Source organism: Pseudomonas sp. AC083, assembly GCF_979253165.1.
In genome coordinates, this window is the sequence record NZ_CEEDDH010000019.1 from 26,053 (window position 1) to 49,692 (window position 23,640).

The following is a 23,640-nucleotide window of genomic DNA, read 5'->3' on the forward strand; positions in this document are numbered from 1 at the left end:
ACCTGAACCGATAACGGAACGCTGCGCACCAGGATTTATGAGACTCAAGCCTTTCCCCACCTTTTTTGCTCTGTTTTGCCTGCCCGGCCTCGCCGCCCCGGGGGAAAAAACCGTGTATGGCCTCAACGAATACGCTTCGCTTGACGGCATCAATCTCGAAGTCGCGGCCAAACTCGACACCGGGGCGAAAACCGCCTCGCTGAGCGCCCGCGACATCAAACGTTTCAAACGCAACGGTGAATCCTGGGTACGTTTCTACCTTGCCATCGACACCGCGCATTCGCACCCCATCGAACGACCGCTGGCGCGGGTCAGCAAGATCAAGCGCCGCGCCGGCGACTACGATCCGGAAGAAGGCAAGCAGTACACCGCCCGTCCGGTGATCGAGCTGGATATCTGCATGGGTTCGGCAATGCGCAGCATCGAAGTGAACCTCACCGACCGAAGTGCGTTCCAATACCCGCTTTTGATCGGCTCCGAGGCGCTGAAACGCTTCGACGCGCTGGTCGACCCCAGTCTTAAATACGCTGCCGGCAAACCTGCCTGCACCATCGCCGCTCATACCGCCGAGTAATTTCCATGCGTTCTCTAACCTTCCACCTGAAAATCCTGATCGCCGTGCTGGTGCTGCTGGGCGTTTCGGTTACGGCCTATCAGATTTTCGTGCTCGGCATCCCGGTGACCGAAGACGCCACCGACGACCTGTGGAACATCGACGCCAAGGTCGAGTTCGTCGCCAGCACCAAAGATCCGGTGAAGATCCAGATGTTCGTGCCGCCGCTGAGCCGCGATTACGTGAGCCTCAACGAAAGCTTCATCTCCAATAACTACGGCGTAGCGGTCAACCGCATCGACGGCAACCGCAAGGTGACCTGGTCGGCCCGTCGCGCCAAGGGCAACCAGACGCTGTATTACCGTCTGGTGCTGACCAAGCGCTACACCGCGGAAAAATCCAAGGTCAAAGGCCCGACCTTCCGTGACAGCATGGTCATCGAAGGCCCGGAAAAGATCGCCGCCGAAGCCCTGCTCGCGCCGATTCGCCAACACTCGGCCGACGTCGAAACCTTTATTGGCGAGGCGATCAAGCGCGTCAACAACGTCAACGACGACAACGTCAAGTTGCTGCTGGCCGGCGATCCGTCGACTTCGCACAAAGCCAAGATCGTCGAACTGCTGCTGTCGATCGCCCACGTTCCGGTAGAAAAAGTCCACACCATCCGCCTCGTCGCCGATCAGCCTCAGACTCCCGAACTGTGGCTGCGCAGCTTCAACGGCAACGACTGGCTGTACTTCAACCCGGAAACCGGTGAGCAAGGTCTGCCAACCGACCGCCTGCTGTGGTGGACCGGTGACGAAAACCTGATCACCGTCGACGGCGGCAAGAAAGCCAACGTGACCTTCAGCCTGAACAACAGCGAGATGAACGCGATTCGTCTGGCCAAGCTGACCGACGAAAACACTGACGCCAATTTCCTCGATTACTCGCTGTACGGCTTGCCGCTACAGACCCAGCAGACCTTCATGATCATGGTGATGATCCCGATCGGGGTGCTGGTAATCCTGATCCTGCGCAACCTGATCGGCCTGCAGACCCTGGGCACATTCACCCCGGTGCTGATCGCCCTCGCCTTCCGCGAAACGCAGCTGGGCTTCGGCATTCTGCTGTTCACTGTCATCACCGCGCTGGGCCTGTCGCTGCGCTCGTATCTCGAACATTTGAAACTGCAAATGCTGCCGCGCCTGTCGGTGGTGCTGACCTTCGTCGTGGTGTTGATTGCGGCGATCAGTCTGTTCAGCCACAAGCTTGGCCTTGAGCGTGGCTTGTCGGTGGCGCTGTTCCCGATGGTGATTCTGACCATGACCATCGAACGTCTGTCGATCACCTGGGAAGAACGCGGCGCCAACCACGCGCTGAAAGTCGCGATCGGCACGCTGTTCGCCGCCTCCCTGGCGCACCTGATCATGACCGTGCCGGAGCTGGTGTACTTCGTGTTTACCTTCCCGGCGATCCTGCTGATTCTGGTCGGTTTCATGCTGGCGATGGGGCGCTATCGCGGCTACCGCCTGACCGAACTGGTGCGTTTCAAGGCCTTCCTGAAGAAGGCTGACGCCTGATGTTCGGTTTCTGGAAGACCTGGAAGGCCCTCGAGGCGCGCGGCATCATGGGCATCAACCGCCGCAACGCGGACTACGTGCTCAAGTACAACAAGCGCAGCCTGTACCCGATCGTCGATGACAAGATCCTCACCAAGGAACGCGCCATCGCCGCCGGCATTCACGTGCCGGAGCTGTACGGGGTGATCTCCACGGAGAAGGAAATCGACAAGCTCGACGAGATCATCGGCGGGCGCAGCGACTTCGTGATCAAACCGGCGCAGGGCGCGGGTGGCGATGGCATCATCGTCATCGCCGACCGCTTCGAAGGCCGTTATCGCACGGTGTCGGGCAAGATCCTCGCCCACGAAGAGCTGGAGCATCACATCTCCAGCATCCTCACCGGCCTGTACTCGCTGGGCGGCCACCGCGACCGCGCACTGATCGAATACCGCGTGACCCCGGACCAGATCTTCAAAAGCATCAGCTACGAAGGCGTGCCGGACATCCGCATCATCGTGCTGATGGGTTACCCGGTGATGGCGATGTTGCGTCTGCCGACCCGTCAATCCGGCGGCAAGGCCAACCTGCACCAGGGCGCCATCGGCGTTGGCGTCGATCTGGCGACCGGTTTGACTCTGCGCGGCACCTGGCTGAACAACATCATCACCAAACACCCCGACACCACCAACGCGGTGGACGGCGTGCAACTGCCCTACTGGGACGGTTTCATGAAACTCGCCGCCGGCTGCTATGAGCTGTGCGGGCTGGGTTATATCGGCGTGGACATGGTGCTCGATCAGGAAAAGGGTCCGTTGATTCTCGAACTGAATGCGCGGCCGGGGCTGAACATCCAGATCGCCAACGATTGCGGCCTGACCTTGCGTACCCACGCGGTGGAAGCGCGGCTGGAAGAGCTGAAGGCGCGGGGCGTAAAGGAATCGGTTGAAGAACGGGTGGCGTTTACCCAGGAAATGTTTGGGCATATTCCTGCGGTCGAGGGCTGATCCAGAATCGAGTCGCGGCCTTCGCGAGCAGGCTCGCTCCCACATTGGAATGCAATCCCCTGTGGGAGCGAGCATGCTCGCGAAAGCGGACTTGCTACCAACACGAGCCTCAAGCCTGCCGCCCATCTGCCAATCGCCGACATCCCCTCTAGGAGCAATTCCCGCAGAGGACTACAATCCCCACCCCGCCTCAACGGCCGATCTGCCCCGCCCATGCTGACCTGCTCCGTACACCCACTGCCCTACCGCGCCAATCCCGCCGACTACTTCGCGGCCATTCGCAATGCCCCCGGCGCCGTGCTGCTCGACAGCGGCCGGCCGAGCGCCGAACGCGGCCGTTATGACTTGCTCAGCGCCTGGCCGCTGGAACAACTGGCGGTGTTGCCGGAGGAAAGCGGTGCGCACTTTCTGCAGCGCCTGCGTGACCACCTCAGCCGCTTGGGCGAAGCGCAGTTGCCCGCCGGGTACGAATTGCCGTTCGCCGGCGGACTGATCGGTTATCTGAGCTACGACTTCGGCCGGCATCTGGAAAACCTGCCAAGTCAGGCGCTGGATGACCTGCAATTGCCCGATGCGCGTTTTGGCCTGTACGACTGGGCGCTGATCAGCGATCACCAAGGGCAAACCAGCCAATTGGTCTTTCATCCATCGCTTGTCGACAGTGAACGGCAGCGATTGGTCGCGCTGTTCACTCAGCCTCAAGTTGACGCGCTGGCGCCCTTCAAACTGAACGCCCCGATGGCCGCTGATCTCTCGGCTGACGATTACCGTCAGGCCTTCGAACGCATTCAGGACTACATCCAGGCCGGCGACTGCTATCAGGTCAACTTCGCGCAACGCTTCCGCGCGCAATGCCAGGGCGATCCGTGGCTGGCTTACTGCGCATTGCGCCAGGCCTGCCCGACGCCGTTCTCCGGGTTCCAGAGCCTGCCCGAGGGCGGCGCAGTGCTGAGCCTGTCACCGGAACGTTTCGTCAGAGTCAGCCAGCGCCAAGTCGAAACCCGTCCGATCAAGGGCACCCGCCCCCGTGGCGTCACCCCAGCCGAGGACGCCGCCAACGCCGCCGAACTGCTGGCCAGCCCCAAGGATCGCGCGGAAAACCTGATGATCGTCGACCTGCTGCGCAACGATCTCGGGCGCACCTGCCGCATCGGCTCGGTGCGGGTGCCGGAGTTGTTCAGTCTGGAAAGCTATCCGAATGTGCATCACCTGGTCAGCAGCGTGACCGGTGAACTGGCGGCTGATCGTGATGCGCTCGACCTGATCGCTGGCAGTTTCCCCGGCGGTTCGATCACCGGCGCACCGAAGATTCGGGCGATGCAGATCATCGACGAGCTGGAGCCGACCCGGCGCGGTCTGTATTGCGGCTCGTTGCTGTATCTGGACGTGCGCGGCGAGATGGACAGCTCCATCGCCATTCGCAGTCTGCTGGTCAAGGATGGTCAGGTGTGCTGCTGGGGCGGCGGCGGGATCGTCGCCGATTCGGACTGGCAGGCGGAGTATCAGGAGTCGATGACCAAAGTGCGGATCCTGCTCGATACCCTGCAGAACCTCTGAAGCATCTCGAGCAGCCTCCCACACCGATCGTTCCCACGCTCCTGCGTGGGAATGCAGCCCGGGACGCTCCGCGTCCCATCCAAAGCCGAACGCGGAGCGTCCGTTGAGGCATTCCCACGCAGAGCGTGGGAACGATCATCGTGTGGGAGCGAGCCTGCTCGCGAAGACGTCCTTCCAGACGACTACAAACTCAACTCTCTATTAGAGGCTCTGAGGAACTCCTGCTTGAGCTCTTCAAACGTATGCACCGCCGGAAACTGCGGAAACTCGCGAATCACGTTGTCCGGCGCATGGAACAGAATCCCCGCATCCGCCTCGCCGAGCATGGTCGTGTCGTTGTACGAATCGCCCGCCGCGATCACCCGGTAATACAGGCTCTTGAACGCCAGCACCGACTGGCGCTTGGGATCTTTCTGGCGCAGCTGATAGCCCGTCACCCGACCGCTTTCGTCAGTGATCAAGCGATGGCAGAGCAAGGTCGGGAAGCCCAGCTGGCGCATCAGCGGCTGCGAGAATTCATAAAAAGTGTCCGAGAGAATCACCACCTGAAAGCGCTCGCGCAGCCAGTTGACGAACTCCACCGCGCCATCCAGCGGTTTCAGCGTGGCGATCACTTCCTGAATGTCCGAGAGCTTGAGGCCGTGCTCATCGAGGATGCGCAGACGCTGCTTCATCAGTACGTCGTAATCGGGAATGTCCCGAGTGGTGGCCTTGAGGGAGTCGATTCCGGTTTTTTCGGCGAAGGCGATCCAGATTTCCGGTACCAGTACCCCTTCAAGATCCAGGCAAGCAATTTCCACAAGACACTCCCGTTTGTAGTGATTATTGAGTCGAGCGAGGCCGAACTCTAGCGTTTGCACCCGAGGCGCGCAACGCAGAGGACGCCCCGGCCGCGGCAGCTTTTTGTTACCATCGGCCCCCTATAGAGCGCCCGAGCGCCATTGACCTGTAGGAAGCCGCCCTGATGAGCCCAACGTTCGACGTCGTGGAACTCGCCACGACCTATGCCAACAAATCCGCTCAGGACATCCTCAAGCTCGCCTTCGCCGAGTTCGGCGATGACTTGTGGATATCTTTCAGCGGCGCCGAGGACGTGGTGTTGGTGGACATGGCGTGGAAGCTGAACAAGAACGTCAAAGTCTTCAGCCTCGACACCGGCCGCCTGCATCCGGAGACCTACCGCTTCATCGAGCAGGTGCGCGAGCATTACAAGATCGATATTGAAATCGTCTCGCCGGACTACACGAAACTCGAACCGTTCGTGAAGGAAAAAGGCCTGTTCAGTTTCTACAAGGACGGCCACGGCGAATGCTGCGGCATCCGCAAGATCGAGCCGCTGCGGCGCAAGCTGTCCGACGTCAAAGCCTGGGCCACCGGCCAGCGCCGCGATCAGAGCCCGGGCACCCGCAGCGCTGTGGCGGTGCTGGAAATCGACACGGCGTTCTCGACACCGGAACGCACCCTGTACAAGTTCAACCCGTTGGCGCAGATGACCAGCGAGGAGATCTGGGGTTACATCCGCATGCTCGAACTGCCGTACAACAGCCTGCACGAGCGCGGCTTCATCAGCATCGGCTGCGAACCCTGCACCCGCCCGGTGCTGCCGAACCAGCACGAGCGTGAAGGCCGCTGGTGGTGGGAAGAAGCCACGCAGAAAGAATGCGGCTTGCACGCGGGGAATATCATCAGCAAGAGTAAGGTTTGATCATTTGCTGAAATGAGTTCCCCTGTGGGAGCGAGCCTGCTCGCGAAAGCGCAGTTCCAGTCAACGTTTCAGTTGCCTGATCCACCGCATTCGCGAGCAGGCTCGCTCCCACATTGATATGTGCCAGGCACACAAAAGGTGTACACAAGGTTGTCACCATCGGTGCCATTTATGTGTGCACTTTCAGTTCTGACGCCCTGAAAAGTTACACACTCCAGCAGAATCCCCATCTGCTTGCCCCTCTGCAAACTCCCTCCCCTGAAAAAAATTCCTGTCCAATCGATCAATTTATATCGCCTGTTTTTCAGCCACTTATGCGGCATTGATAACTATTCGAAATGAGCCCCGCCGCTTATAGATTGGCAACTGGCACAAATCTGGCTTTATCGCATACATGTTTTGTATACAAAACTGCAAAACATGCACACTTTCGATCCGCAAGCCTGAAGCGCCCTATCCCGTACAGGCTGCAGATGCCCCGTAACCAGTGATGTTTTCACCGCCGCGACGAAGATTTGTCGAGCCTGAGCGCTCATGCACAGTCATCGCGGTGGCGAACGTCAGGAGCCTGCCGGAATGCGTACAAGTCTTTCGAATAACATCGCGCTGAATCTGCCCTCTGCCACGCTCGATCAACCGTTGCCCGATGACGGACTGAGCGAGCCGCTGCAACTGAGCCCGCGTCTGCACAACAGCGATCTGGCGCCGACCAAAGCCGAAGGCCGGCGCTGGGGCCAGTACAGCATCTTCGCCCTGTGGACGAATGATGTGCACAACATCGCCAACTACTCGTTCGCCATCGGCCTGTATGCGTTGGGCCTGGGCGGCTGGCAGATTCTGTTGTCGCTGGGGATCGGCGCGGCGCTGGTGTACTTCTTCATGAACCTGTCCGGGTACATGGGGCAGAAAACCGGGGTGCCGTTTCCGGTGATCAGCCGGATCAGTTTCGGCATTCACGGTGCGCAAATTCCTGCATTGATCAGGGCGGTTATCGCCATCGCCTGGTTCGGTATTCAGACGTATCTCGCCTCAGTGGTATTCCGCGTCTTGCTGACTGCCGTGCATCCGGGCTTCGCTGAATACGATCACAACTCGATTCTCGGCCTGTCGACTCTGGGCTGGGTGTGCTTCGTTGCCATCTGGCTGGTGCAACTGGCGATCCTTGCCTACGGCATGGAGATGGTGCGCCGTTACGAGGCATTTGCCGGGCCGGTGATTCTGCTGACCGTAGCCGCGCTCGCCGGGTGGATGTACTTCCAGGCTAACGCGACCATTGCCTGGTCGATCCGCGAGCCGCTGACCGGTGGCGAGATGTGGCGCAACATCTTCGCCGGCGGCGCGTTGTGGCTGGCGATCTACGGCACGCTGATCCTCAACTTCTGCGATTTCGCCCGTTCTTCGCCGTGCCGCAAAACCATCAAGGTGGGAAATTTCTGGGGTTTGCCGGTGAACATTCTGGTATTCGCCGCGATTACCGTGTTGCTGTGTGGCGCGCAGTTCCAGATCAACGGGCGAATCATCGAAAGCCCGACCGAAATCATCGCCTCGATCCCCAACACGTTCTTCCTGGTACTCGGCTGCCTGGCTTTTCTGATCGTCACCGTCGCGGTGAACATCATGGCCAACTTCGTCGCCCCGGCGTTCGTCCTCAGCAACCTGGCGCCAAAGTACCTGACCTTCCGCCGCGCCGGGTTGATCAGCGCGACCATTGCCGTGCTGATCCTGCCGTGGAATCTCTACAACAGCCCGCTGGTGATCGTGTATTTCCTGTCGGGCCTCGGCGCCCTGCTCGGCCCGCTGTACGGGGTGATCATGGTCGACTACTGGCTGATCCGCAAAAGCCGGATCAATGTGCCGCAGCTCTACAGCGAAGACCCCAACGGCGCTTATTACTACAGCCGTGGCATCAATTTCCGCGCGGTGGCGGCGTTTATTCCTGCAGCGCTGATCGCCATCGTCCTGGCCCTGGTACCTGGTTTCCACAGCGTCTCGCCGTTCTCCTGGCTGATCGGTGCCGGTATCGCCGGCATGCTTTACCTGATCATCGCCAAACGCCAGACGCATTACGCCGAAGTCAGCGGCGAATGCATCGCTGTGGATAACGTCAGCCACTGATCCCTTCGCGGCCCGGTTTTCGGGCCGCACCACTGCCCGCAATAAGGATTTTCCATGCGTATTCTCCTGGTCAACGTCAACACCACCGAATCCATCACCGAGGCCATCGCCCGCTCGGCGCAGGCCGTCGCTTCGCCCGGTACCGAAATCGTCGGCCTGACCCCGTACTTCGGCGCCGAATCGATTGAAGGCAATTTCGAAAGTTACCTGGCCGCCATCGCCGTCATGGACCGGGTGATGGCCTACGACCAACCATTCGATGCGGTGATTCAGGCCGGCTACGGTGAGCACGGCCGCGAAGGCTTGCAGGAATTGCTCAACGTGCCAGTGGTAGATATCACTGATGCGGCGGCCAGCACCGCGATGTTTCTCGGCCATGCCTACTCGGTGGTGACCACGCTGGATCGCACCGTGCCGCTGATCGAGGATCGGCTGAAACTATCCGGTCTGTGGGATCGCTGTGCCTCGGTGCGCGCCAGTGGTCTGGCGGTTCTGGAGCTGGAACACGAACCGCAGCGCGCACTGGAAGCGATCGTGCAGCAGGCCGAACTGGCGGTGACCCAGGACAAGGCCGAGGTGATTTGCCTGGGCTGCGGCGGTATGGCCGGGTTGGACGAGCAGATTCGCCGGCGCACCGGCGTGCCGGTGGTGGATGGCGTGACGGCGGCGGTGACGATTGCCGAATCGCTGGTGCGCTTGAAGTTGTCGACGTCGAAGGTGCGGACTTATGCGACGCCACGGCCGAAGAACATTATTGGCTGGGCGCAGCGCTTTGCTCGATAGACCGAGTTATCGTGCATCGCGAGCAGGCTCACTCCGACATTTGGAATGCGTACCCCTGTGGGAGCGAGCCTGCTCGCGAATGCAAACGACTCGGTCCCAAGCCTTACTTAGATGGCACTAAACCGCCGCCCCAGTCCCTGCTCAGCAAACTGTTCAATCACGAAATCCACAAACGCCCGGGTCTTGCCCGGCAACAATTTGTGCTCGGCGTAATAGATCGAAATGTTGCCGTCATCGACAAACCAGTCCGGCAGCACTCGCTGTAACGTCCCTGTTTGAAGATACGGGACCGCAAACGGCATGCTCACCAGCGCAATGCCCAAACCTTGCATCGCCGTCGCGCACGCCGCCTCGGAATCACTCATGGTCATCCTCGCCCGCAACGTTAGCGGACTGTGTTGCTGATCGCGGTGAGTCAGTTGCCAGGAACGCACGCGCCCGGTCTGCGGTGAGCGAATCAGAATGCCGTCGTGTTGCCTGAGGTCATCGGGATGGCTGATCGGCGCATGTTTTTGCAGATAGTCCTCAGATGCCACCAACACCCGATGCGCCGGTGTCAGCCTGCGCGCAACCACGCCTTGTGGCAGTTCAAAGCCGCCACCAATCGCCGCGTCGAAGCCCTGCCCGATCAGGTCGACCTGGCGGTTATCGAAATGCCAGTCCGGGTTGATCGCCGGATAACGCCGCAGAAACTCACCGAGCAGCGGCACGATATACAGACGGCCGAACACCGTGCCCATGCTGACTTTCAGCGTGCCGGCCGGTTGCCCACCGGCACTGGCCAGATTGGCCACGGCATTCTGGATGGTGGTCAGGCTGGCGCTGACTTCACTCAAAAACAGCTGCCCCGCTTCGGTCAGGGTCAGGCTGCGTGTACTACGCTGGAACAGCCGCACGCCAAGCCGCGCCTCCAGTTTCGCCACGCTCTTGCCGACCGCCGCCGGGGTCAGGCTCAAGCGTCGCGCCGCTTCGGCAAAGCTGCCGACTTCGGCACTGCGCACAAAGCATTCGATACTGCTGAACGTTTCCATGATCGGCACTATAAACTTCTGGTTTACACAGACTATAGCAATCATGGTCTACACGGTTGTCGATGCCACGCCGATACTCGGCACCAACACCAAGGCATTCCGCCTTGCACACTTGGAGATCGAACATGACCACTCAACACCTCAGCGGCAAAGTCGCTCTGATTCAAGGCGGTTCGCGCGGCATCGGCGCGGCCATCGTCAAACGTCTGGCCGCTGAAGGCGCCGCCGTCGCTTTCACTTACGTCAGCTCCGCCGCCAAAGCCGAAGAACTGCAGAACAGCATCACTGGCAACGGCGGCAAAGCCCTGGCGATCAAAGCTGACAGCGCCGATGCCGGCGCGATTCGCCACGCCGTCAGCGCCACCGTTGAAGCGTTTGGCCGGCTGGACATTCTGGTCAACAACGCCGGCGTGCTGGCCATCGCGCCGCTGGAAGATTTCAAACTGGAAGACTTCGATCAGACTTTGGCCATCAACGTGCGCAGCGTGTTCATTGCTTCGCAGGAAGCAGCGAAACACATGGGCGAAGGCTCGCGGATCATCAACATCGGCAGCACCAACGCCGACCGCATGCCCTTCGGCGGTGGCGGCGTGTACGCGATGAGCAAATCGGCACTGGTCGGCCTGACCAAAGGCCTGGCCCGCGACCTCGGCCCACGCGGTATCACCATCAACAACGTGCAACCTGGCCCGGTCGACACCGACATGAACCCGGCCCATGGCGAATTCGCCGACAGCCTGATTCCGCTGATGGCCGTCGGTCGTTACGGCACCGCCGATGAAATCGCCAGCTTCGTCGCCTATCTGGCAGGGCCTGAAGCCGGCTACATCACCGGTGCCAGCCTGACCATCGACGGTGGTTTCGGCGCCTGACAGACCGGCAAGAAAAAACGCCGCTCTTCTTTATAGAAGGGCGGCGTTTGTGTTTAAGCGGTCAAGCCAGTTCCAGCATCGGCAGGCCAAATACGCTGGGCGTGAAATCTTTCAGTGAGCGGATAATGCCGTCAGCGTGAGCATATTTCTCGTCTGCCATTGCTGCGTCGGGGATGGCGATTGCGGTCATGCCTGCCGCTTTCGCTGCGGTGACGCCAAACGGCGAATCCTCGAACACCAGACAATCCTTGGGCGCAACGCCCAAACGCCGGGCGGCGGTGAGGAAAATATCCGGCGCCGGTTTGGCCGCGCCGACTTCCGGATCGTCCGCCGTGACGATGAAATCGAACAGCGCAAACCACTCACGGTGCAAGGTGGTTTTCTGCCCGAACGACTGGCGCGACGAACTGGTGCCCACCGCGATCGGGATGTTGTGCGCCTTGAGGTGACGCACCAGCGCTTCGGCCCCCGGCATTGCCTGCGCCTTGGGAAAACGCTCGCGCATCAGCGGCTCGCGAATCTGCAGGAATTCTTCCGGAGTGATCGGTAGTTCCAGCGCCTGCACCACGTAATTGGCCAGGTCATTGGCACCGCGACCAATGATGTTTTGTTTGACGCTCCAGTCGAAGGTTTTCCCGTAGCGCCCGGCAATCAGCGAGGTGACCTCGGTGTAAATGCCCTCGGTATCGAGCAGCAAACCGTCCATATCGAAAATCACGGCCTTGATCGGGCCGAACGTCTTCAGCGGTGCATTCATCATCGGATCCGTTAACAAAGACATCCCGGGCGACAGGCAGCGTGCCGCAACGCGGATCTGATTAATGGGTTCAGCAGCATAGCGAGGCCGATGGACATTGAGCAACGGGCAATGCCATCGACGCCTTTTCGCATTTAGCGAAAACTCCTACAGACACTGCCTACTTCCCCGACTTCTTTCCTTTTTGATCCCCCGCAAAGTCCGCGCTCCCGTTTCTTCATATGCGCGAGCGACTGCGAATGTTTCAACCCGATCAGCTCCTGGCCCTGAACAACAGCATCGGACTGCTGGTGGTGGCCGCCCTGAATCCGAAGCAGCCAGATTTTGAAGCGCTGATCGATGAGTTCCGCCTGTGCCTGAACAACTACGACGCCTGGGCCGAGCAGTTCTGGACCGGGACCGCGCTGGACATCGAGCAGGTGTTCAAGGTTGGCAATGACGTACAACTGAGCGCGCCGATCACCTCGCGCGCACCTGTCAGCTCATCGGTGGTCATGTGTCCGGCCAGCGGGCCGCTGACCCTGGTGCATTTGTTCGAAACCGCGCGCTTCGTGCCGATCGGCGACACCCCGGTGACCCTCGAACCGCTGCTCAGCGACGTCGACGGTGTGCTGACCTTCGGCGAACCACTGCGCTACACCATCGGCCCGAGCGGGATCCTCGAGGTCACCGATTGCGTGCGGAGCCAGCGCTACCGCGTCACCTTCTTTCCCGATGTTTCTACCGACCATGTCCGCGCCCTGTATGCCTCATATGAAGGCGTGATTGCCGGTCTTGAAGGCTGGCTGCGCAGCGAATGGACAGGCTTCCAACCGCAATGGACGGAGTTTTCCAGCGCCGGCTTTCTTGATCGTTACGGACAGTTGCAACGGGCCGATTGGCGCGGCCTGGAAAAAGCTTTGAATGGCGTCTGGGATGACATTCAACAACTGTTCGCCCTACTTGCCGATCTGCAGGAGCACAGCGCGAAGCTCCTGGAATACCTGAGCGAAGTCGAACTTGAGGCGCTGCTGGCGGCTTCCAGCGAGGCGATTGCCAACGCTTTGTTGATGCTCAGCGACGAGCCGTTGCTGTTCATTCATCTGGCCGCGTTCACCAGTTGGCTGAAGATGCTGCCGCCGCAATACCTCGCCGAGGTGGTGGCCGAAGTTCGCACCGAGTTGCTCATCAGTTTCCTGTTGATGCGCGTCGCCGGGGGTGCCGGCGTATCGCTGCGCTTGAGCAGCAAAGTCCTGGCCAAGATCAAGTCGCCTCGGGCGCGAGAATGGCTGGCCGCCTCAGCCTTGCGTCTGGCTGAGCTGACTTCGACGCCGGAGCTCAAGCAGCACGCGAGCACGCTGAAGCCGCTGATGTTTCATGCGCGCGAGGTGGAGCTGAAGCCGACACCGTCGATTCCACTGAACATTCGCCAGGCGGACGCGGTGGTACTGAGCGTGCCGAATCCGGCGCCACTCGCGCGGGACAAATCTCAAAACATGGCGCGCCTTGAGCGCCATGAGCCCCACGACGACGCCCCTGACCAGGCGAAGAACCCCAACGGCGATGCCGCCGATTGCGTGCCCAAAACCTGTACCAACGGCTGTCCGGTGTCGATGGTCACCGGCGAAGAACTGCTGACCCTGACCGACGCGGTGCTCGATGGCGTGCTGCCGTTCGAGTTCACCCGCTTGTACCGCAGCAGCGCGGTCGAGATCGACATCGGTTTGGGTTTTGGCTGGAGCCATTCCCTGGCCCATCGGCTGTCCTTCGACGGCGATGGAGTGATCTGGATCGACCACGAGAACCGCCGCACCCGCTTTCCCCTGCCCAGCGTCGCGCGCCCGGCGATTCACAACAGCCTGTCGCGGGCGGCGATCTTTCTCGGTGATGAGCCGGAAGAACTGATTCTGGCGTTGGCCGGCGACAGTGCGCGGTTTTACCACTTTCGCGCCGGCCGGCTGACCGCAATCAGCGATGTCTACGGTAATCGTCTGACCCTGCAACGCGATCGCTCCGACCGCATTCAGCGTCTGGACAACGGCGCCGGGCGCGCGCTGCTGTTGCGGTATGACCGCGCGCAACTGGTGGCGGTCGATTATCAGGTGTTCGTTCAGGGCGAGTGGACCACCGAGCAGAACCTCGCCACCTACAGCTTCGATGTCCGGCAACGGCTGCTGGTCGCGACCAACGCGGTCGGCGACAGCGAGCGCTACGACTACGACGACCATCACGTCATCCTCCAGCGCCAGTTGACCGGCGGCGCGAGCTTCTTCTGGGAGTGGCAGCGCGAGGGCAAAGCGGCGCGCTGCGTGCGCCACTGGGCGTCGTTCTCGCAGATGAACACCCGTTACGTCTGGAACGATGACGACGCCAGCGTGACCGTGCATTACGTCGACGGCACCGAAGAGGTCTACGTCCACGACGAGCGCGCGCGGCTGGTGCGCCAGGTTGCGGCCGATGGTGGTGAACAGCTCAAGGCCTATGACCAGCAGGGGCGCTTGATCGCCGAGCAGGATGCGTTGGGCGCGGTCACCGAATACCGCTACGACGAAGTCGGACGGCTGATCGCGCTGATTCCGCCGGACGATGCACCAACGTCCTACGAGTACCGCAACGGTTTTCTCTACAAGCGTTGCCGTGGTGATGCGGTGTGGATCTACCGGCGCAACGCTGAAGGCGCCGTCACCGAAGCGGTCGATCCCGACGGCCAGGTCACTCATTACTACTACAACCTGCGCGGGCAATTGCTGTCGCTGCGTTATCCGGACAGCAGCCGCCATCGCTGGGTGTGGAACGAGCTGGGCCAGCTCATCGAAGAAACCCTGCCCGATGGCGGCGTGCGCCGCTTTTCCTACGACGCGCTGGGACGGCGGATTACCACTCAGGACGAATTTGGTGTTGTCAGTCGTCAGCAGTGGGACGCGGCCGGCCGACTGATCCTGACGACTTCTCCTACGGGCAGCACGCGCGCCTACAGCTACGGCGCCTACGGGCAGATCACCGCTGAGCGCGACGAGCTCGGTCGTATCACCCGCTATGAATATGACGATGACCTGCACCTGGTCTCGCGGCGGATCAACCCCGATGGCACCCGCGTGCAGTATCGCTATGACCATGCGCGGTTGCTGCTGACCGAGATTGAAAACGAATCGGGCGAAAAGTACCGACTGGATTACACGCCGACCGGATTGATCCGACAAGAAACCGGGTTTGATGGGCGGCGCACGGCTTATGCCTACGACCTTAATGGGCATCTGCTGGAAAAGACCGAGTTTGGTGATTTCGGTCCAAGTCTGGTCACCCGCTACGAGCGCGACAAGGCCGGGCGTTTGCTGGTCAAAACCCTGCCCGATGGGATCAAGGTACGTTATGACTATGATCGCCTTGGCCGGTTAGTTGCCGTTGACGACGGCCAGAACCATCCGCTGGCCTTCGAGTATGACCGTCAGGACCGGCTGATCAACGAGCATCAGGGCTGGGGCACCTTGCGCTACGCCTATGACGCCTGCGGCCAGCTCAAGCGGATGCGCCTGCCGGACAACAGCAAGCTCGACTATCACTACGCCAAGGGCGGTGCGCTGTCAGCCATCGACCTCAACGGCACGCCGCTGACCCGGCATGTGTATCAGTCCGGTCGCGAACAGCAACGCCAGCAGGGTCTGCTGCTCAGCGAATACTCCTACGACGATCAGGGCCGCTTGCTCGCCCACGCTGTAGGCCATCGCCACGCCTCGCTGTACCGCCGCGATTATGCCTACAGCGCCAACGGCAATCTCGAGCACATTGCCGACAGCCGCCACGGCCAGCGCACCTACGGCTACGACGCCCTCGACCGGTTGATCCGCGTACGTCATTCGCGCGACGAACTGCCCGAATCCTTCGCCCATGACCCGGCCGGCAACCTGCTGATGCAGGACCGCCCCGGTCCCGCGCAGATCAAAGGCAATCGCCTGTTGATGCAGGGCGACCGCCATTACGACTACGACGCCTTCGGCAACCTGATCCGCGAACGTCGTGGCCACGGCCAGACCCTGGTCACCGAATACCGCTACGACTGCCAGCACCGCCTCATCGGTCTGACCCGCCCGGACGGCCAGACCGCCACTTATCACTACGACGCCTTCGGCCGGCGCATCCGCAAAACCGTCGACGGCGCCGTCACCGAATTCTTCTGGCAAGGCGAGCACCTCGTCGCCGAAAGCAGCGCCACGCAATACCGCAGCTTCCTCTACGAACCCGGCACCTTCCGCCCACTCGCGATGCTCGACGGCAAAGGCCCGAAAAAGGCCTGCCCGTTCTACTACCAACTCGACCACCTCGGCACCCCACAGGAACTCACCGACTACAGCGGCGAAATCGTCTGGTCCGCGCAATACGACGCCTACGGCAAAGTCGCCGCCGTCACCTTGGCCGGCGAAGACTACCTCGACCAACCGCTGCGTTTTCAGGGGCAGTATTTCGATGTTGAAAGTGGGCTGCATTACAACCGCCATCGGTATTACGACCCTAGGTTAGGGCGGTATCTGACGCCGGATCCGGTGAAACTCGCGGGTGGGTTGAACCAGTACCAGTACGTGCCGAATCCGACGGGGTGGGTGGATCCGTTGGGGTTGAGTTGCACTCCGTGTCCTGGGGAAATACGGGCCGATGGACCGTTTAGCGAAATTGTCCCTGGTGGAGGACTAGCAACGCATGAGGCTCAGGGTGGACATCTGATCGCCAGACATGTTGGGCGTACAGACGCTCAACTGGCGCAACGATTAGCAGCAGAGCCCAACATTCCGGCTGCGTCTACATTTTTGAATCGTGCAGAGGCTGAGGCCGCCGCGTCGGAAGCTTTAGCTGCCAATACGCAAGTAGTGCAAGAGTTTTTAGAAAGTAACAAAGTAAAAACGAGCTTTACTCACACTTTTAGCCGGCCAGTGGGCGTGAGTATGATCAATGGGCAGACACAATCCCAGCCAGCATCAAGCCTACTTTTAGTCTTGAAAAAAAATGCCTCTTCCTCATTGGGCTACTTCTTGTTAACGGGATTTCCAGAGCTATGAATAAAGACTTTCCTGAAATCCGAGATTTTTTTGGTGCTTACTTCCACCAGGATTGGCCGGTTGAACACGATACGGCAGACCAGGTTATAGATGAGTTTTTGGACGCATCGAATAACGAAATACTGATCCAAACCTCTCACGAACTAAAGACCTTGCTTAGCAAGGACCTCAGCGAAACGGAGTTGCGAGCTTATTTGCTGAAAGAGCTCAACTGTTACTACTGCTACTGGAACGAATGGATATCTGGAAAGGCATGGCTATGTGAAATCGAAGGAAAACTAAACAGAAAGCTAGCTGGTCGGTAACAGGCGTTATCAAGGGCCTGAAGCACAGGCCCCTTTGGCTAACAGTGGGGCGAAGACTGGTTGAAACAAATTCATATTGATCACTGCTCATCCCCGTCCTCCTCATACTCCATATCCGCCTCATCCGCATCATTCAACGGCACCGTCGCATCATCCATCAGCGACCCGGGATCTTCATTCCCCGGATCATTGATAAAGGGTAATCCACTCGGGCCCTTCTCTTCTTTGCCTTCGGTTTCGGGAGTCATGGCGCACCTCTTGAGCGTGTGGGATGTATCACTTTCGAAAAGCCCTATCGCCAATCGTTCCTCTGCCGGACGGCCAGACACGAAAAACCCGGCGCCAGACCGGGTTTTCGTTGATCAATCAGCGATGTTTATTTTTGTGTTTGTTCTTGTGCTTGTGGCCACCGGAATGAGATCCGCCGTCGTCGTCGCCAAGATTGTTACCTACCGCGCCGCCTGCTGCGCCGCCCAGGCCCGCGCCGATGGCAGAGCCGGTGGAGCCGCCGAGGCTGTTGCCGACGACCGAGCCGCCTGCCGCGCCAAGGCCGCCGCCAATCGCGGCTTCGGTGCGGTTGCGTTTGTTCGCGCCTACGGCGCTGCCGGCGGCGCCGCCGACACCTGCGCCGACCGCTGCGCCCGTGCTGCCGCCGAGTTGTCCGCCAACCACATTACCCAGCGCACCGCCGAGACCACCGCCTACGGCAGCGGCGCCGTCTCCGGCCGCCATCGCGCCCTGCGCCACGACCAAGCCAAAAAACAGTGCAGATAATGACAATCGCATATGAACCTCGCAGTTCCCGAATCGGGACAGTCCGCCCAAGCGGGGCGTATGCAGATTGGAGATGATTTCGCACGAAACGTTCAGCCATGAAAAAGCCCGACATCGAGTCGGGCTTCTTCTCACAGGCCATCAGTCTCAGTGGCGCTTGTGACCTTTGCCCAGGTTGCTGCCGACGGCACCGCCGGCCGCGCCGCCCAGACCTGCACCGATGGTGGCGCCGTTGCGGCCGCCCAGGCTGTTGCCGATCACCGAACCACCGGCTGCACCGACACCGCCGCCAATGGCCGCTTTGGTACGGCTGCCCTTGCGTGCGGCGACGGCACTGCCCGCTGCACCCGCAACGCCAGCGCCAATGGCGGCACCGGTGCTGCCGCCCATTTTCTGACCGACCACGTTACCCAGCGCGCCACCCAGGCCACCGCCCAGCGCTGCGGTGCCGTCACCGGCAGCCATTGCACCTTGAGCAACCAGAACGCCAAGAACCAGAGCAGGCAGTGTTAAACGCATGACGAAAACCTCAAATAAACGGGATGACGAGAAGGAGCGGGATTTAATGCGCTCGGCGCAGGAAAGTCCAGACGCCGGCGACAGCGTCGATTGGACCGCGATCAGGGAAAAGGTTTTATGCCGGGCAAAAAAAAGCCCGCTGGGGAGACGGGCTGGAGACTTGCTTTCTAACGGATGGCTTCACACTACGTTGGCCAACGTGAAAAGTTTGTGAAAAAAAACCGACATTAATGTCAATGCCCGCCCCCTCATTCTTGCGCCCATAAAAAACCCCGTTCAGTGACGGGGTACTGGATGAAATCACTTTCTGGTCCTTGCCGTGACCTTGGGCAGGAATTTCGATTTCGGCCCTTTCGGGGCTGTAGATTTGATTTTGCCGATGCTGACCGGATCCTCGCCAAACCCCGACTGATACTCCGACTGACCGCAGCGCACACAGTTGTTGAATGAAAACTCAGCGCCATCATCTTCGATAAATGGACCTGCCATAGCCTCTCCCCTGCGGAACCGGGCCGATACCGGCAAAACTGTTTTGCCTGGAAAATATCGACCTCCGAGGATTTTGAGACTAGCCGGTCATTCCGGGACTAGCCGCACACAAAGCTTGGTCTCCGACGAGCGGAGGATCCGCCCCGAGTAGCACAATTGGAGCCCTATCGCCCAAGACCGATGGCCTTGGAGACGATGTCCTCTACGCAGGCCGAGACTGACATTTGGCTTGCATCGAAAACCAATGCGGGAGACTCAGGCACCTCGTAAGGTGCGCTGACCCCCGTAAACTCCGGGATCAGACCAGCGCGGGCCTTGCGATAAAGTCCCTTCGGATCCAGCCGCTCACATACATCGAGTGGCGTGTTCAGATAGACCTCGAGAAAACGCTCGTCGCCAATGATGGATCGGGCTTTTTCACGGCTCAGTCTGGTCGGAGAAATACATGCCACCATCACGGAGATACCCGCGTCATTCATCAAACGCGCTACTTCAGCGATACGGCGAATATTTTCGGAGCGATCCTCAGCACTGAAACCCAAGTCGCTGCAAAGTCCGTGACGAACATTATCGCCATCCAGCACGAAGGCAGGCTTGCCACTTTCGATCAGCATTTTTTCAATCGCGAACGCCAGCGTCGATTTGCCTGAACCGCTCAATCCGGTAAACCAAATGGTAAAAGGCTTCTGCGCCACGACACGCTCTCGATCACTGGGAGCAACTTGCGTAGGGTGCAAAACGACATTCTCAGGCACGCTGTTTTTTTCGCTTGTCATACGCATCCTCATCTCGCGTAGAGTCTGAGTTCAAAAACGTTAGTCTTGAGCGGCAACTCGCCGCTCAAAAGCCGTAGATCGGGCCAGATATAATGATCGACCGCTATTCGATAAACCGGCTGATAGTCGAACCGATCCAGCGAATACCCAATGAGCCCTCGAGAAAAGGCAGCCTGGCTGCGTCTACTGTAAGACGCCATTCGTCATTCAGATAAAATTCCAGGCCTGCCTCACTCGCTACCACGCGAACGTCACCTCTATGAGGAAGTCCCGTAACCTGCACATCGGGCTCGGGATTCCAGTGCGCGCCATCATTTGTCCAAAGTACCAGTCCGGCCTCGACATCATTGATAGGCTGTATCAGCAGTGCGTTCATATCCGTGTCACCGCCACTGCCCTGATAAGTCACCACCGCAACGTGAGAATCGGTAGATGGCGTGTCCAACGAATAACTGAACGCTAGGCTGCGTTGTGCTTGCGAAACGTCTTCGGTCTTCTTGATCAGACACAGGTTACCGAGGATAGCCTCTTTGCCGCCGTCTTCGAGTGTCTTAGGCACGCCGTAGACGAGTTCCACGCCAGCCCACTCCTGCTGAATGTTTTTCGAACGCTGGCAAGCAGCCAGACGCTCTTCAGACTTACGGTTGAACAGACTTCGCTCGAACAACTCCGATACAAACGGAAAAGTATGGCCGTGGTGTGCATAGTCTTTTACGTTCAACAAGCGAACTTCGTTGACGGCGCCGTAAGGACCAAGGCAGATGTAGTCCAGTGCTCTATAGGTGCCCCGTTCCAGAACCCACAAACCGCTCATGGAACTGCGGCGCAAATCACGTCCGGTCATCTGGCTTTCTCCCACCAGCATAATGTCGGACGAAACCGCCAGGCCTCGCGTATAGATTGGACTCCCCGACTCCCAGAGAACTTCGTTGCTTTCCAGATCGATCAGCGCACCGATATTGCTGTGGCAGGCAATTTTCTGCCCTTCGTCCGATACCCACACATTGTGCAGGCCCGTACGTCGCTCAATGGGCGTGACACTGACCATCTCCAATGCCGGATAAGTCAGTACTGCCATTAACGAACCGTTATGGTGGCCGTGAGCGATGACATAAAGATGACCATCTTTTTCGAATACGGAATTGAGATGATCGCCGGTGATTTCTTCCAGTGAAAGACGATCCCAGCGAACGTTGCTCAGCCGCTTTTCCTGAAAATGCCCGGGCTTTTCCAGGTCGAACACAGTGATCGCGTTACGTCCGGTGTTGGTACACACCACGCGACCGTCAGATGCGCAGAGCAACTGGTGTGGTTCCGAGAGAAAGGTTTCGGAATGGAAATTGCCGTGCGAAAGAAATCCCACTTCTGAGGTAGCGTAGGTCTGAATGTCCTTCAGCTTTACGTTATCCAGCCCAGAGTGGCTGAGCACAAAATCCTTGCCGCCCGGAAACCATGAAATGCCGTAATATTCAGTGCGATCGTTCTCGAGCGGAATAACTTTTCTGGAATGCACCTCGACGAGGAGCAAATATCCTGTGGTCGCAACGACTGCAAATAGCGGTTCCACTACTCTCTACCTCAGAAATGTAAATCTCGACCCTTTTTGATGCAGCGAGTGACGCAGAGCCATGAATTCGGCCATTCTAACTGGTCAGTACAATAGTTCAATGCCAACAAAACCGGATTTCGGCCCCCGCGCGCAGCTGATCGATGCGCAGCAAATGATGCCCGAGCAATTTTCGAACACGCAGAAAGCAAAAAACCCGACTTCTTTCGAAGTCGGGTTTTTTGATATTCAATTTGGCGGTGAAGGAGAGATTCGAACTCTCGATACAGTTTCCTGTATACACACTTTCCAGGCGTGCTCCTTAAGCCACTCGGACACTTCACCGTATCTCTGCAGACATGTTCTGTCTGTCGAGGCGCGCTAATGTAGTCGAAAGCTTTTCCGATGGCAAACTTTTTTTGAGAATTTTCATGCGCTTAAGAGAGGCCGCCGCGCTCAGCCAGAGCGGACGATGGCTAACCCGCCAATCTCGGGTAAGCCGTGCGCTTCCTTTTATAGCAGGCAACAAGCGCGCGACGCTGGCCGAAGCGCAAAACGGTGACTGGCAGGTCAGTCACGGCGCTTTACCTGGCCTGCGGCGGTGGGTAACGTCTGCCCATCTTTCTAATAAGGAATAGCGTCATGAGCGAGTTGATTGCCTACCACCTCGAAGACGGTATCGCGACCCTGACCCTGAACAATGGCAAGGTCAACGCGATTTCTCCGGATGTGATTGCGGCGTTTAACGCGGCGCTGGATCAGGCGGTGGCGGATCGCGCGGTGGTGATCATTACCGGGCAGCCGGGGATTCTCTCCGGTGGTTATGACCTCAAGGTGATGACCGCCGGCCCGAAAGAAGCCGTTGCGCTGGTGACAGCCGGTTCGACGCTGGCCCGCCGCCTGCTCTCTCACCCGTTCCCGGTGATCGTTGCTTGCCCGGGACACGCTGTGGCCAAGGGTGCTTTCCTGCTGTTGTCCGCCGATTACCGCATCGGTGTCGATGGCCCGTTCAGCATCGGTCTGAACGAAGTGCAAATCGGCATGACCATGCACCACGCCGGTATCGAGCTGGCGCGTGATCGCTTGCGGCGTTCGGCTTTCCATCGCTCGGTGATCAATGGCGAGATGTTCGATCCGCAAAGTGCCGTTGATGCAGGCTTCCTCGACAAAGTCGTCACAGCCGAAGAATTGCAGGGCGCCGCGCTGGCTGCCGCGCGGCAGTTGAAGAAGATCAACATGCTCGCGCACAAGAACACCAAGCTGAAAGTGCGCAAGCAACTGCTGGAAACTCTTGACGACGCCATCCTGCAGGATCAGCAACATCTGGGGTGACTCGTCCAGGATCTGCCTGTAAGTGAATAGCCCGACCCTCGTGTCGGGCTTTTTCTTACGTCACACGTCGAAGATTCGCGGAAAGCTCTAGGACGCGCCTGACAGGCAAGACTGAAATATGCGCTTAAACATCGGCCATCTCCGGACTCTATAGCGGCAATTGCCGAAAACAGTGCACATCCGTACACTGCGCCACCTTTTGTCCCGGTGGGCCTGCAAAAATGCTGTTTGTGTTTCGTATGTTGTTGATGGGCCTGCACTTTATTCTGGCCGGCGTGCTCGGCGTGATCCTTGGACTGTGCCGCCCGTTCAACCCGGACAACAGCCGACTGTGCGCCCGCCTCTACGCTTTGCCGGCGATGTGTATCTTGCGTTTGCGGGTCAGGTCCGAGGTCAACGGCTTGATGAACAAGCCCGACAGTTGCGTGATCATTGCCAACCATCAGTCCAACTACGATCTGTTCGTCTTCGGCAATGTCGTCCCCCGCCGCACCGTGTGTATCGGCAAGAAAAGCCTGAAGTGGGTGCCGTTGTTCGGCCAGTTGTTCTGGCTGGCCGGCAATGTGTTGATCGACCGTGGCAATGCGCACAAGGCGCGGCAGTCGATGCTGACGACCACCCACACCTTGCAGAATGAAGACACCTCGATCTGGGTGTTTCCGGAAGGCACCCGCAACCTCGGTAAAGATTTGTTGCCGTTCAAGAAAGGCGCGTTCCAGATGGCAATTGCCGCCGGCGTGCCGATCGTTCCGGTGTGCGTGAGCAGCTATATAAAACACATGCGCCTGAATCGCTGGCGCAGCGGCAACGTTCTCATACGTTCCTTGCCGGCGATTCCTACAGTCGGATTGACCATGGATGACATGCCTATGCTGATCGAGCGATGCCGCGAGCAGATGCGCGAGTGCATCGAATCGATGGATCGGCAACTGCAAGCCACGTGAAACCAAA

At 59.2% G+C, this 23,640-nt stretch carries 21 protein-coding genes and 1 tRNA gene; 12 read left to right on the forward strand and 10 right to left on the reverse strand.

Annotated features, from left to right (window positions below; genetic code table 11):
• The first annotated feature begins 37 nt into the window (after window positions 1-37).
• The 4 genes from rloA to pabB all read left to right on the forward strand — a co-directional run bounded on the left by rloA (window position 38) and on the right by pabB (window position 4,658).
• Window positions 38-574, forward strand: a complete 537-nt coding sequence (gene rloA / locus AC0IXA_RS22750; protein WP_471814538.1) for a retropepsin-like aspartic peptidase RloA — start codon at window positions 38-40, stop codon at window positions 572-574.
• Between the two features lie 5 nt (window positions 575-579).
• Window positions 580-2,115: an osmotic stress tolerance membrane protein RloB gene (gene rloB / locus AC0IXA_RS22755; RefSeq protein WP_016773818.1), complete on the forward strand. Its 1,536-nt coding sequence runs from the start codon at window positions 580-582 to the stop codon at window positions 2,113-2,115.
• A complete protein-coding gene (locus AC0IXA_RS22760) occupies window positions 2,115-3,101 on the forward strand; it encodes an alpha-L-glutamate ligase-like protein (protein WP_016773817.1) in 987 nt (328 codons plus the stop codon). Before rloB ends, AC0IXA_RS22760 begins: the two co-directional genes overlap by 1 nt.
• Window positions 3,102-3,314: 213 nt before the next feature.
• Window positions 3,315-4,658 carry an aminodeoxychorismate synthase component I gene (gene pabB / locus AC0IXA_RS22765; RefSeq protein WP_341638008.1) on the forward strand — a complete coding sequence of 448 codons (1,344 nt, stop codon included), beginning with the start codon at window positions 3,315-3,317 and terminating at the stop codon, window positions 4,656-4,658.
• 182 nt (window positions 4,659-4,840) lie between these two features.
• Here the strand turns inward: pabB and thrH are convergent, their stop codons facing one another.
• Window positions 4,841-5,458 carry a bifunctional phosphoserine phosphatase/homoserine phosphotransferase ThrH gene (thrH, locus tag AC0IXA_RS22770; protein ID WP_341638009.1) on the reverse strand — a complete coding sequence of 206 codons (618 nt, stop codon included), beginning with the start codon at window positions 5,456-5,458 and terminating at the stop codon, window positions 4,841-4,843.
• A 164-nt stretch (window positions 5,459-5,622) separates the two neighbouring features.
• Here thrH and AC0IXA_RS22775 point away from each other — a divergent pair, with 164 nt between their 5' ends.
• The 3 genes from AC0IXA_RS22775 (at window position 5,623) to AC0IXA_RS22785 (ending at window position 9,261) form a co-directional block, all read left to right on the forward strand.
• Window positions 5,623-6,363 carry a phosphoadenylyl-sulfate reductase gene (locus AC0IXA_RS22775; RefSeq protein WP_041479156.1) on the forward strand — a complete coding sequence of 247 codons (741 nt, stop codon included), beginning with the start codon at window positions 5,623-5,625 and terminating at the stop codon, window positions 6,361-6,363.
• A 576-nt stretch (window positions 6,364-6,939) separates the two neighbouring features.
• Window positions 6,940-8,478, forward strand: coding sequence for an NCS1 family nucleobase:cation symporter-1 (locus AC0IXA_RS22780; protein ID WP_341638010.1), 1,539 nt, complete (start codon window positions 6,940-6,942; stop codon window positions 8,476-8,478).
• Between the two features lie 54 nt (window positions 8,479-8,532).
• Window positions 8,533-9,261, forward strand: coding sequence for an aspartate/glutamate racemase family protein (locus AC0IXA_RS22785; RefSeq protein ID WP_471814539.1), 729 nt, complete (start codon window positions 8,533-8,535; stop codon window positions 9,259-9,261).
• Between the two features lie 107 nt (window positions 9,262-9,368).
• Here AC0IXA_RS22785 and AC0IXA_RS22790 read toward each other — a convergent pair whose 3' ends face one another.
• Window positions 9,369-10,292 (reverse strand): LysR family transcriptional regulator, encoded by a 924-nt coding sequence (locus AC0IXA_RS22790; protein ID WP_341638011.1) that lies wholly within the window; start codon window positions 10,290-10,292, stop codon window positions 9,369-9,371.
• Between the two features lie 125 nt (window positions 10,293-10,417).
• On the opposite strand from AC0IXA_RS22790, the gene AC0IXA_RS22795 reads away from it, so the two are divergent.
• On the forward strand, window positions 10,418-11,164 hold the full coding sequence (locus AC0IXA_RS22795) for a 3-oxoacyl-ACP reductase family protein (RefSeq protein ID WP_016773811.1): 747 nt from the start codon (window positions 10,418-10,420) through the stop codon (window positions 11,162-11,164).
• Window positions 11,165-11,225: 61 nt separating this feature from the next.
• Here the strand turns inward: AC0IXA_RS22795 and AC0IXA_RS22800 are convergent, their stop codons facing one another.
• On the reverse strand, window positions 11,226-11,921 hold the full coding sequence (locus AC0IXA_RS22800; RefSeq protein ID WP_038861408.1) for an HAD-IA family hydrolase: 696 nt from the start codon (window positions 11,919-11,921) through the stop codon (window positions 11,226-11,228).
• 239 nt (window positions 11,922-12,160) lie between these two features.
• Here AC0IXA_RS22800 and AC0IXA_RS22805 point away from each other — a divergent pair, with 239 nt between their 5' ends.
• Complete coding sequence (locus tag AC0IXA_RS22805; protein WP_471814540.1) at window positions 12,161-16,948, forward strand: RHS repeat-associated core domain-containing protein; 4,788 nt, start codon at window positions 12,161-12,163, stop codon at window positions 16,946-16,948.
• Window positions 16,945-17,253, forward strand: coding sequence for a contact-dependent growth inhibition system immunity protein (locus tag AC0IXA_RS22810; protein WP_341639486.1), 309 nt, complete (start codon window positions 16,945-16,947; stop codon window positions 17,251-17,253). Before AC0IXA_RS22805 ends, AC0IXA_RS22810 begins: the two co-directional genes overlap by 4 nt.
• Window positions 17,254-17,333: 80 nt before the next feature.
• Here AC0IXA_RS22810 and AC0IXA_RS22815 read toward each other — a convergent pair whose 3' ends face one another.
• From AC0IXA_RS22815 to AC0IXA_RS22845, 7 genes are all read right to left on the reverse strand, one after another.
• Window positions 17,334-17,501, reverse strand: a complete 168-nt coding sequence (locus tag AC0IXA_RS22815; protein WP_016773805.1) for a hypothetical protein — start codon at window positions 17,499-17,501, stop codon at window positions 17,334-17,336.
• 118 nt (window positions 17,502-17,619) lie between these two features.
• Window positions 17,620-18,039: a glycine zipper domain-containing protein gene (locus AC0IXA_RS22820; RefSeq protein ID WP_471814541.1), complete on the reverse strand. Its 420-nt coding sequence runs from the start codon at window positions 18,037-18,039 to the stop codon at window positions 17,620-17,622.
• 135 nt (window positions 18,040-18,174) lie between these two features.
• The gene (locus AC0IXA_RS22825; protein WP_341639485.1) at window positions 18,175-18,546 is read right to left on the reverse strand and encodes a bacteriocin; all 372 of its coding nucleotides are present in this window, start codon (window positions 18,544-18,546) and stop codon (window positions 18,175-18,177) included.
• A 300-nt stretch (window positions 18,547-18,846) separates the two neighbouring features.
• Window positions 18,847-19,035 carry a hypothetical protein gene (locus AC0IXA_RS22830; protein ID WP_341639484.1) on the reverse strand — a complete coding sequence of 63 codons (189 nt, stop codon included), beginning with the start codon at window positions 19,033-19,035 and terminating at the stop codon, window positions 18,847-18,849.
• 164 nt (window positions 19,036-19,199) lie between these two features.
• Window positions 19,200-19,811 (reverse strand): adenylyl-sulfate kinase, encoded by a 612-nt coding sequence (gene cysC, locus AC0IXA_RS22835; RefSeq protein WP_341639483.1) that lies wholly within the window; start codon window positions 19,809-19,811, stop codon window positions 19,200-19,202.
• A gap of 103 nt (window positions 19,812-19,914) precedes the next feature.
• The gene (locus AC0IXA_RS22840) at window positions 19,915-21,378 is read right to left on the reverse strand and encodes a hypothetical protein (protein ID WP_471814542.1); all 1,464 of its coding nucleotides are present in this window, start codon (window positions 21,376-21,378) and stop codon (window positions 19,915-19,917) included.
• A 234-nt stretch (window positions 21,379-21,612) separates the two neighbouring features.
• Window positions 21,613-21,702: transfer RNA gene (locus AC0IXA_RS22845), tRNA-Ser, on the reverse strand.
• Between the two features lie 297 nt (window positions 21,703-21,999).
• On the opposite strand from AC0IXA_RS22845, the gene AC0IXA_RS22850 reads away from it, so the two are divergent.
• Window positions 22,000-22,689: a crotonase/enoyl-CoA hydratase family protein gene (locus AC0IXA_RS22850; protein ID WP_076566844.1), complete on the forward strand. Its 690-nt coding sequence runs from the start codon at window positions 22,000-22,002 to the stop codon at window positions 22,687-22,689.
• A gap of 221 nt (window positions 22,690-22,910) precedes the next feature.
• Window positions 22,911-23,633: a 1-acylglycerol-3-phosphate O-acyltransferase gene (locus AC0IXA_RS22855; RefSeq protein ID WP_341639481.1), complete on the forward strand. Its 723-nt coding sequence runs from the start codon at window positions 22,911-22,913 to the stop codon at window positions 23,631-23,633.
• The last annotated feature ends 7 nt before the right edge of the window (window positions 23,634-23,640 follow it).